Below are 8,488 nucleotides of genomic sequence, written 5' to 3' on the forward strand. Positions count from 1 at the left end.
TACACCATCAGGATCGATGTTCAACCCATCAACAGTTTCTTTTAATAACACGGTTGTATGATCGAACATACCACACGCTCCTTTCAGGCCTTAACCTCATACAACATTTGCGTTGTAATACCTATCAAAGTTAAAAATCAAAGCCAATCATATTTTCTGCAATTTCATTAAAAGATTGTTCAGACTCACTAAAGTAAACTTCCCAAGCATCTTTAGCCCAAATCTCAATTCGATTTGAAACGCCTAACACCACACACTCCTTGACAAGATGTGCATGTTGCATAAGTGTTGTTGGGATATTGATGCGCCCCTGCTTGTCTATTTCTACCTCTGTTGCTCCAGAAAAGAAAAACCTTGCAAATGCACGTGTATCTTTTTTGGTCATTGGTAAACCTTTTAATTTTTCTTCGAGTTTTCGCCATTCATTCATAGGATAGCCAAATAGACAGTTATCGAGACCTCTTGTAACAACAAACGTTTCGCCTAAAGCGTCACGAAATTTTGCCGGTACGATTAATCGCCCTTTCGCATCAACGGAGTGTTGATATTCTCCCATGAACATACTACTCACCCCACTTTATTAAATAATGTACCACATCCCCCCACTTTCCTCCACTTTTTTTAAAAAAAACTTGACATTTTATCGCTTAATATGCAATTAGACCTTTAGGGAATTATCCGACATATGCTAAAGGACATAAAAAAAGAGCTACCCATAGTAGGATAGCTCTTTAAATACTACTTTTTCAGACATCATTCATCATATCCACATGATATCAAATAATCACTTAGGTAAAAAGCACCTGATATTACGTTTATAAATAAAGTAAATAGTGGTGTTTACCGATGCTATAATTTTGCTTTAGCATTTCAGTTATTAACATAGGTCCAAACTCATTGAAATATTGGTATGGATTATAGGTTCTCTCTTGGAAACCATCATTTGGGTACAACTCATTTTGCAATGTCGTGAATTTACGAATAGTCGTTTCATGCTTACTTAGTACAGTTTGTTCAATTTTTTGCTGTAGGTAATCAAATTGCTTCGCATGATTTTCTTGATTTTTCTCAAGGATTTTATCTAAATGCAATTGTTGTTTCTCTAAGTAGGATGCTAGCTCCTCATACTTTTCAGTTAATAATTGCTGCATGTCATGAATTTGACGCTTCGCTTCACTATCCTGAACATCTGCAATAAAGCGTTCTTTCAATTGCAATGCCTTTCCTTCCCAAACGTCTGAAACCGTTAGTTGATGCTCACGTAACAACTGTTCTACATGTCTTGTAACAATTGTGATATGAAGACGTGGTGCAAAAATTGGCATTTGTAGATCTAATACCTTGAATGCATTTTTCAGTGTAGCCCAATAGGCCAATTCACCAGGTCCTCCAACAAACGCTAGGACAGGCAGTGCCATCTCCTGCATCAAAGGACGAGTCACTACGTTATTACTTAAACGTTCAGGGTGCTTTTCTGCAATATCTAGTAGCTCTTCTTGTGAAAACTTGATGTTCGCTGCTAAATTAACAAACAGCTCATTTTTCCGTTCTAAAAGATGACGTTCTCCATCTTCCACATAGAATAAATTGGCTGCTTCAGCTGTTGCCAAAATAGGCTTCCCGTAGCCTGCTTGCTCAAGCTCTTCTTCCTTTTCGGTTACTACTCTAGCAATTTCTTCATTGTTTTGAATAATTTGTGCAAAATATTTACTTTCAAATTGGCGGAATTGGAAGTCAGCAGCATCAATTAACAACAAGCCTTCTTCTTTGAACAGTTGATTCATTAAACAAACAAAGAAATCCGTAAATGTTTCACTATCATTTAATGCGTCCACCAATTGTTTAATTAGCGCTTCCGTAAACTCCGTTTCACCAATATCTCGAACAATTGTGTTAATCAATTGTGTCATCGCTTCTTTGTTTAACGTTGTTGCAGACGCCATCGTCTTACGTCTAGATCGCTCACTGTATGCACGCTTTTTCAGTAGTTCTCCATGAACTGTATACGTGTGATTAATTTCTTCTAAATCATGATCTTCTCCGGCTATCCAAAAAACAGGGATAACAGGCTGTTGCAGCTTTACACTTTGCTCTTTGGCTAATGCTATCACTGAAATAGCTTTATGAACGGAGTAAAGAGGGCCAGTTAAGATACCTGCTTGTTGTCCACCAACTACTACCATAGCTCCTTGCTCTAGTTGTTCTAAGTGTTCGTTCGCTTTTTGGGATAGCCCAAACGGCTCCATAAATTGTCGGATGATAGCTGTTAATTCTTTTTGATCACGGGCATGTTGGGCTAAATGCTTCGCTCGATCCTCAAAAGCTTGATCATTATAATCATATTCAAAAAACTGATGAATAGCAGTATTTGGCGACCAGTAATCTGCTAGCACATGATTTTTTATAGGTACTTGGATAGACTCCAGTTTCATTTATCATAAACTCCTCTACTCACTAAATCATTCTTACTTGGAACGAGAAATTATTCCATTCATACTATGCACATAATCCCAATTCGGTTTTTCCGAACTTGCTCGAAAAATACTTTAGGCAACATAATGTGGATACACCTTATGCCAGAGAACGAGTATCTTAAAAGCTCCCTCTAAGAAGGGTACCCATTCCTGTTCATTCGGTACAAAAACATACAAAAAAATTAAATTTAATGTTTTCACCCAATACTATGCTTCTAGCACTAAGGTGTATAAATGCAATGAATATTCCCATTCATACAAAATGATTTTTTAATAACTATTTTCAATGCTACTATTTTAACGCTTATAGCTTCAACATGAAAAGAAAATGCTTAGACTACATGTAAATATTCTATAATGGATTGAATAACGCCTACGATACAAATGACTACGTATGCTGTACTAAGTATTAAAAACAAAAAACGCCAAATCTTCTTTAATAACGGCCTCACTTCTAGTTCCTTTTTCGTTCGCCAATCAATATATGTAAAAATCATAGCCATCATTAGTGCAAGAATCACTAAAAGTGCTCCTACATTCACACGCCACAACACCCCAATAGCTAAGGGGACCGAAAAAAACAAACACAATGTCGTAACATCAGAGGCTGCTCCAAAAGCATGTGTGCCACGAATTTTAATTTTTCTACCTACGAGATAAACAATAACAAAAAGAACTATTGGACAAAAAATAATGATACTAATCACGATATGTAAAAGGTCTTTCAACTTCTTTCACCGCTCTCCTCTAGTGCAAGTACTTGGTGATATAAAGTACGCAAAGTTGGCAAATGATGACCCTTTGCCAATGCTTTGTTTAAAATGACGCCAACTATTGTTTCAATTTCACTTTTTCTACCCTGCAGGCGATCCGCCAGCATAGATGATGTATTTTCGGCTGTTTTCCTACATAAGTCTACCACATCACCAAAAGATATGGAGTGTTCCATGTTTTCAAACGCTTCAGTAAGCTCTTGATAAATATTTTCCATCAGTAAAAACGCTTGTTTATTTGTTACTAACTCCCCGTTGTTTAATTGTAGTACAGCAGTTAAAGGATTAATCAAACTATTAAGTATGGCTTTGTCAAAAAGCATTTGCTCCGCATTACTAACCATTTCAACAGGAAACAAAGAACAATGTAATTGAAGTAACTTCTCAAAGGTGTGTTGTTTCCCTCGTTCTACAGCAATTTTACACAGTCCTACTCCTCTATGACGAACCGTTGTTTGATCTACCCTTTGAGCACCAAAGGACACAGAGCAAAAGGCAATGTTTTTTTGTGGTAAGTTTAACACTTCTTCAAAATGCGCTAATCCATTTTGCATAAATAATAACGGTATATCACTTGGTAATAAAGCTAATTGTTTATAGAGCTGTTGCAAATGACTATATTTAACAGCAATCACTAGTAAATCTTGCATTGGAAGAGAAGTCAAATTTGTTGTAGAAACAATATTTTGCACAGTTTTAGTTCCGTCCACGTTGATACGTGTCAACTTTTTAGTATTTAGCTCATTAACCTGCTCCTGTCTTCTCACAACCAATGATACCGATGTACCCGACTCAGCTAAAAAACTTGCTGTTAATTGACCAACTGCTCCGGCACCTATTATGGCCACTTTCATTTTTTACACCCTTTCTATCTCAATGTGTACTGTCCTCTGAGTCACTTCTTATGATAACGGTTAACTAAACTATGCCTTTCACTCCCCTGGGATTTCAGAACCATTAATTCACATCGTCATCCACTCAGGACATGGTGATTGAACGCTACAAGTGCTCCTCTTTCGGACAAAAGAAATTTCCAAAGCTAAAATAAAACGATAAGAATAAGGTGCCCTAGATTAGATCTAAGGCACCTTAAACATTGGTTCTTTTATTATACAGGATTGTTTGATTGTTGACGATATACAGAAAGGGTTTTACCTCCAGAAAAGCAATGAATTTCATTGTTTAAAAATGCCTCACACCTGTCACTTTAATCTTTCATCAAAGAATAGCCTTGCTGTAGCCATTTCACCAATTTCTCATGCTCATTTTGCAATTCACGATGCTTCATTTCAAGCGTTTGATAAGCCTCAGTTAATTCGTCAAAACTTGTCAATGCCAATTTCAAGTGACTTCGCATAGATTGTTGCGGCTGATTTCGCACAGCTAATAGCGACTGACTATATTGACCACGTAATGTTTTATTCCAGCGGAAACCACATGCTTGTTTTGTACGACCTAGTTCTGCAGCCGCCATTTCAAAGGCTTCTAGCTGCGTTTTACCATTTTGCACATTATGCAAGACAATCTCTGCTAGTCTTTCATCGTCTTCCTTTGTCCATTGATCTTTTCTTTTTTTCAATTCCATAATCTATCACCCTCGCATTTTTTACTACTATATGCAGTAACGAGCAAAATAGAATCATTGCATGAAAAAAGACAGTGATCTTGATTTCCTCTTATCACTGCCTCTATACATTACTTATTATTATTCTTTGTCAAGAAATTATTAACTGCTTGGTGGTGCGCGTCACTTTCCCACAACTTTGCACATGTCCGCACTTCCTCCATTACACGCTCATACATATTGCGTTCACGCCACTTCCGAAGTTCAATTTCTTTATACGCCTTATGAACAGAAGGATGGATTTTACGCATATGTTCAATAAAATCATCCAACGCTTCTTCTTTCGAGCCTTCAAAAACACGCATAGCCCACCCTATCTCATATAATAGCTGTGCGGGATATGGCTTTGCATCTACAAGCATCTTCATCGCACGATCATGGCGTAATCCCCGCTCAAATAAGTATGTACCACCACCCCAACCACTTGTAATCGCTAAGGTCCCTTGAATAAAGCCACACTTCGCATGACTTGCCACTAGACGAAAATCACAGGCTGTAGCAATCTCACAACCACCTCCAACAGCAGTACCATTTATAAGAGCAATAGTCGGCACCGGCAGTGTTGCAAGTTCATATAATATTTTCCCCATCTTACTTAACATACCAAATGCCTCATCTTCTGTTTCTAACGAATGAAACTCTGATAAATCCCCACCAGAACAAAATGATTTATCACCAGCACCTGTCACTACTAAAAATCGGACATCTTCATGCTGACGAATATATGTAATGACTTCTTGAAGACCATCCATAACCTCATCATTAACCGCATTCCGCTTCTCTTCACGATTAATTGTAAACGTCATAATGCCCTCAGCATTATCAATTTTATAAGACATATTGTTACCCCCTCTGTTTCAATGAATAAATTGTATCATACAATTATTTTACTATTGTAAAGAACTTCATAATCAACAAAATATTCCGTCTTTTTAAGCCAACAAAAAGGCTAGTAAAGAGCCATGGTCTCTCTACTAGCCTTTTAAGTGAGCAAACACTGTATTATTTGCTAACTACTTCTTTACCTTTGTATTGTCCGCAAGCTTTGCAAACACGGTGTGATAATTTAGCCTCACCACAGTTAGGGCAAGTTACCATACCAGGTACAGATAATTTGAAATGCGTACGACGCTTTCTTTTTGCAGTTTTAGAAGTTCTTCTAAATGGTACAGCCATTGATGGCACCTCCTTACAGATCGTCTATTCGTCTGTTTGATCAAAATACTTAGCTAAAGCAGCTAGTCTTGGATCCACTTTTTGTTCATCAGCTTTTTTGTGTAGCTCTACGTCTTCATCTGTTGCATAAGACCAATTTTTACCACCATGCATTTGTCCTTCAGAATTTTCTTTGAACACTTGCATTGGTACCTCAAGTAAAATTAATTCCTCAAGAACTGGTTTCATGTCGATGACTTCACCGTCAATATAGTGAATGTCTCCGTCATCGTCTCCTCGCTTATCTTCGTCAATCCAGCTAAAAATTTCAACTGTCTCAACTTCGATAGGAAACTCAACATCCTCCCACGTGCGAGCACATGGAAGTGTTAACGTCGCTGTCACAGTTAACTGACATGTCATTTGCGATGCACCAAAAGTACATAGCCCTTTTACATGAACGGGCGAAATTGCTCGAATATCCTGGTTTCGCTCCATCACTTCATCCAGCTGGACAAAGGCATCGATTGGCATCCCGTTTTGGCGGTATTTAGATAATTGATGAATTGACCATTTCATTCGTTTAATCACCTCGAGACAACACTGTTGATTATATAATGTGTAAAAATAGATGTCAAGATAATTTCTTGTCACCACTTTAAAACCCACCTATAATTATATACTATGAGAAGTGTATTTGCTCCTACAGTTTTAAATAAAGACACAAATTATAAGGGGGAAAAGCATGCAAGCGGTTGGAATTGTTGTTGAATATAATCCTTTTCACAATGGACATGCTTATCATTTAAAACAGGCTAAAAAAGTAGCACAGGCGGATATCGTCATTGCAGTGATGAGCGGAACATTTTTACAACGTGGAGAACCTGCCATGGTTGATAAATGGACACGTACTAAAATGGCCCTTGCTGGCGGTGTGGATATAGTGATCGAGCTTCCTTATGTCTATAGTACAGCACCTGCCTCCGATTTTGCAAAAGGCGCTATTTCTTTATTAAGCGCTGTTGACTGTGAGTCGTTTGCCTTTGGTAGTGAGAATGGTTCTATTCAACCGTTTTTGAACACTTTTGAGCTGATTGACCACAACCGTTCAGAATATGACATACTTATTAAAGAAAGCCTTAAAACAGGTGCAAGCTATCCTAAAAGTCTACATTATGCCTATGAACAGCTTTCTCAGAAGTTCCCTGCTCCATACATCGATCTTGCTCAACCAAATAATATTCTGGGCTTTCATTATCTTGAAGCAGCCAAGTCACTTGGGAGCCATATTAAACCACTAACAATTCCTCGCATCGCAGCAGGCTATCATGATGTTTTAAAGGAAGATTCATCGATCGCCAGTGCAACGGGTATACGTAAAGCTCTTGCGTCCACAAGTTCTTTACAGAGTGTGCAAAATGTTGTCCCAGAGTCCACTTTTGACTTTTTAGCTGATTGGTATAATAAATATAACCATTTTGCAAGCTGGGAAAGATTTTGGCCATTATTGCAGTTTACTATAATAAGACATACACCTTCAGAACTCACTCGTTATGCAGAAGTAACAGAAGGTATTGAAAATGCCATAGTGAAGGCAGCCAAGACCAGCAATTCTTTCAATAGCTTTATGGAAAAAGTAAAATCCAAACGTTATACATGGACTCGTCTTCAACGTATGATCACACATATTTATACTGGCTTTACAAAAGAACAGCTTCAAATTTTTGAACAGCCAACCTTTATTCGATTACTAGGCATGAGTTCTAAAGGACAAGCTTATTTAGGTAAGCATAAAAAGGATATTGAGTTACCTTTAATTAGCCGAGTAGCAGCTACCAATGATGCGATGTTAGCTATCGATATTCATGCTGCAGAGCTATACAATTTGAGTATCGAACAAGGAACAAAAGATCGCCCCCTTCCTAAGGACTATCAAACACCACCTATCCGTTGTTAACTATTCCAAAAGATTTTTACATCAAAAAAACACCCGAACTATTCTGTGAAGCTTTCGTTTCGAAATAGTTCGGGTTTAGATTTTATTTTGGCTGTAGCTGCTTTAAATAGTCGATGGCATCATCTACCGTTTTCACTGGAACAATTTTCATTTTGGTTTTGATTTCTTTTGCCGTTTTTACAGCAGTTGCATAATTAGATTCTAGCTCTGGATATTTCGCCTTCATTTCTTTAGAAATTTCATCATCTGGCGCAAAGAAGATTTCCATGCCATCTCGATCAGCTGCAATAACCTTATAATCAATTCCGCCAATTCTACCTACAGAACCGTCTATTAGCATTTCACCAGTACCAGCAATTGCGTAGCCTTTCGTTAAATCTTCATCAAGAAGCTGATCCAATATTTCAAGCGTAAACATCAAACCAGCTGAAGGCCCTCCGATATCCTCCGTTTTCATCGTTACTTTCGGAATTGTTTCGATAGATTTGCTTTCTGTATAAGATAT

10 protein-coding genes are annotated in these 8,488 nt (G+C 37.7%); 1 reads left to right on the forward strand and 9 read right to left on the reverse strand.

Translation table 11 applies throughout. From position 1 onward, the window contains the following. Positions 1–130: 130 nt before the first annotated feature. The 8 genes from mraZ to RT445_RS21705 form a co-directional block, all read right to left on the reverse strand. Positions 131–562 (reverse strand): division/cell wall cluster transcriptional repressor MraZ, encoded by a 432-nt coding sequence (gene mraZ / locus RT445_RS21670; RefSeq protein ID WP_312506807.1) that lies wholly within the window; start codon positions 560–562, stop codon positions 131–133. 253 nt (positions 563–815) lie between these two features. Continuing rightward, complete coding sequence (bshC, locus tag RT445_RS21675) at positions 816–2,432, reverse strand: bacillithiol biosynthesis cysteine-adding enzyme BshC (protein WP_274795857.1); 1,617 nt, start codon at positions 2,430–2,432, stop codon at positions 816–818. A gap of 374 nt (positions 2,433–2,806) precedes the next feature. After that, positions 2,807–3,202: a DUF3397 domain-containing protein gene (locus RT445_RS21680; RefSeq protein ID WP_312506808.1), complete on the reverse strand. Its 396-nt coding sequence runs from the start codon at positions 3,200–3,202 to the stop codon at positions 2,807–2,809. Next, the gene (locus RT445_RS21685; RefSeq protein WP_312506809.1) at positions 3,199–4,101 is read right to left on the reverse strand and encodes a ketopantoate reductase family protein; all 903 of its coding nucleotides are present in this window, start codon (positions 4,099–4,101) and stop codon (positions 3,199–3,201) included. The genes RT445_RS21680 and RT445_RS21685 overlap by 4 nt, the downstream gene beginning before the upstream one ends. Positions 4,102–4,454: 353 nt before the next feature. Continuing rightward, positions 4,455–4,832 carry a transcriptional regulator gene (locus RT445_RS21690; RefSeq protein WP_274795853.1) on the reverse strand — a complete coding sequence of 126 codons (378 nt, stop codon included), beginning with the start codon at positions 4,830–4,832 and terminating at the stop codon, positions 4,455–4,457. Between the two features lie 110 nt (positions 4,833–4,942). Continuing rightward, the gene (locus tag RT445_RS21695) at positions 4,943–5,710 is read right to left on the reverse strand and encodes an enoyl-CoA hydratase/isomerase family protein (protein ID WP_312506810.1); all 768 of its coding nucleotides are present in this window, start codon (positions 5,708–5,710) and stop codon (positions 4,943–4,945) included. A gap of 163 nt (positions 5,711–5,873) precedes the next feature. Continuing rightward, positions 5,874–6,047, reverse strand: coding sequence for a 50S ribosomal protein L32 (rpmF, locus tag RT445_RS21700; RefSeq protein ID WP_004224819.1), 174 nt, complete (start codon positions 6,045–6,047; stop codon positions 5,874–5,876). Between the two features lie 24 nt (positions 6,048–6,071). Further along, a complete protein-coding gene (locus RT445_RS21705) occupies positions 6,072–6,605 on the reverse strand; it encodes a YceD family protein (RefSeq protein WP_274795851.1) in 534 nt (177 codons plus the stop codon). Between the two features lie 166 nt (positions 6,606–6,771). Between RT445_RS21705 and RT445_RS21710 the strand changes: the two genes are divergently transcribed. After that, positions 6,772–7,983, forward strand: coding sequence for a nucleotidyltransferase (locus RT445_RS21710; protein ID WP_312506811.1), 1,212 nt, complete (start codon positions 6,772–6,774; stop codon positions 7,981–7,983). A gap of 82 nt (positions 7,984–8,065) precedes the next feature. Here RT445_RS21710 and RT445_RS21715 read toward each other — a convergent pair. Further along, positions 8,066–8,488, reverse strand: a 423-nt coding sequence (locus RT445_RS21715; RefSeq protein WP_313471538.1) for a S16 family serine protease, incomplete at its 5' end; no start/stop codon positions are given.

Origin of the sequence: Lysinibacillus sp., from assembly GCF_032093475.1 — a bacterium.
Classification (GTDB): Bacteria; Bacillota; Bacilli; order Bacillales_A; family Planococcaceae; genus Lysinibacillus; species Lysinibacillus irui.

Coding starts and splice junctions, on each gene's coding strand:
- mraZ (WP_312506807.1), bottom strand. CDS start 562: ATGTTCATGGGAGAATATCAACACTCCGTTGATGCGAAAGGGCGATTA.
- bshC (WP_274795857.1), bottom strand. CDS start 2,432: ATGAAACTGGAGTCTATCCAAGTACCTATAAAAAATCATGTGCTAGCA.
- RT445_RS21685 (WP_312506809.1), bottom strand. CDS start 4,101: ATGAAAGTGGCCATAATAGGTGCCGGAGCAGTTGGTCAATTAACAGCA.
- RT445_RS21690 (WP_274795853.1), bottom strand. CDS start 4,832: ATGGAATTGAAAAAAAGAAAAGATCAATGGACAAAGGAAGACGATGAA.
- RT445_RS21695 (WP_312506810.1), bottom strand. CDS start 5,710: ATGTCTTATAAAATTGATAATGCTGAGGGCATTATGACGTTTACAATT.
- rpmF (WP_004224819.1), bottom strand. CDS start 6,047: ATGGCTGTACCATTTAGAAGAACTTCTAAAACTGCAAAAAGAAAGCGT.
- RT445_RS21705 (WP_274795851.1), bottom strand. CDS start 6,605: ATGAAATGGTCAATTCATCAATTATCTAAATACCGCCAAAACGGGATG.
- RT445_RS21710 (WP_312506811.1), top strand. CDS start 6,772: ATGCAAGCGGTTGGAATTGTTGTTGAATATAATCCTTTTCACAATGGA.